Below are 1,233 nucleotides of genomic sequence, written 5' to 3'. Positions count from 1 at the left end.
GACGGCGGCGTTGGAAAAGCCGCCGACGAGTTCGTAGGCAAACTCCAACTTCTGGTCTTTTACCCATTTGGGGATCCAGGTGCCGAAATCGTTGAACTCCATGAAGAGGCCGTTGTCGTTGTAAGGAGAGGGAACGATGTCGCCTCCAAAGTTGTAGGCGCCCGCGTAATTTCCAAATGGTCGAGTGCCGAATCCGGGGGGATTTACCCCATCGGGGGCGAATGCATATCCAAACGTGTTGAGGAAGAGCTTGTCCTTCGAGACGTAGTCAATCATCTGCCAGAGGACGACGCTGTTGCTGCTGTTGATCATGTTGTTCACCATCCCATAGTAGGGATAGCCCGACCGCGAGACGTTCCACCCGCCGTTGGTAAGTCCGACTCGCGTGGTCCAACTGTCGTCAAACTTGTAGATCGCCTCGCCTCCCACCATCGTGAATGGCTCGAAGTTGTTGAAGAGGATCCCGTAGCTGAAGTTGAAGTTGGCGGGGCGCTCCATGACTTCCAAACCGATCGGCGACGCATACTGGCCGATGTGAAACTCGATGCTCTTGTCTCCAACCGGCATTTTGAACTGCACATAGGCCTGCTCGAGGAAGATGCCGCTCGAGTTAAAGCCGATCCCCGTATTGTTGAAAGTCCCATTTCCCGTCACCGAGTCGGGCTCGCCGAGGGCCGCGTCCTGGCCGAAGATCGCATCGACACGAAAGCCAGCCTGCCATTTGTTCTCATCGGTAAGCGCCTTCTCCAGCGCCACTTTGAGCTGGTTAAAATTAAATGCTCCTCCCGGAATCCCATCCGTCGTGAATCGCAGAGGCATGCTCGGATACGCGGGGAGGGGCGTCCCTCTCGGGACACCCGAGATCGCCGGGTTCGCAGCGATCACGGGCACCTGATTGAACGAAGGTGCGTTGACGAAATTGTAGGTATAGCTCCCCTCCACGTATCCGGTCAGTTTGATCCCCGGGTTCTGGGCTTGCGTGGCCGCAATCCCCTGCTCCTCGAGAACCTTCTGGAGTCGCTCCATCTCTTCGGGACTTCCCGAAAGCGAGCCGGAATCCGTGGAACCGGCCGAGAGCTCCGGCATGCTTCCGCCCGAGGAAGCCTCGTCCGCCGCACGAAGAGAGCCAAGCGGGAGGACCAGCAGCCACAAACTCCACACCATCCCCTTCCCGCACAGTATTCTTTTCATCCTCCTCCTTTTTTCTGCCTGCGGGTTTAGTAGCTATAGACG

The 1,233-nt window shown here is 57.2% G+C and carries 1 protein-coding gene; it reads right to left on the bottom strand.

All coding sequences use genetic code 11. The features are described 5' to 3' along the window. The coding region (locus tag FN369_RS01230) for an outer membrane beta-barrel protein (RefSeq protein WP_246189473.1) at positions 1-1,191 on the bottom strand (1,191 nt) is incomplete at its 3' end. Positions 1,192-1,233 lie beyond the last annotated feature (42 nt).

The sequence above is a fragment of the Methylacidimicrobium cyclopophantes genome (assembly GCF_902143385.2).
Lineage (GTDB): Bacteria > Verrucomicrobiota > Verrucomicrobiia > Methylacidiphilales > Methylacidiphilaceae > Methylacidimicrobium > Methylacidimicrobium cyclopophantes.
This window is presented reverse-complemented; position numbering and strand designations above follow the sequence as displayed.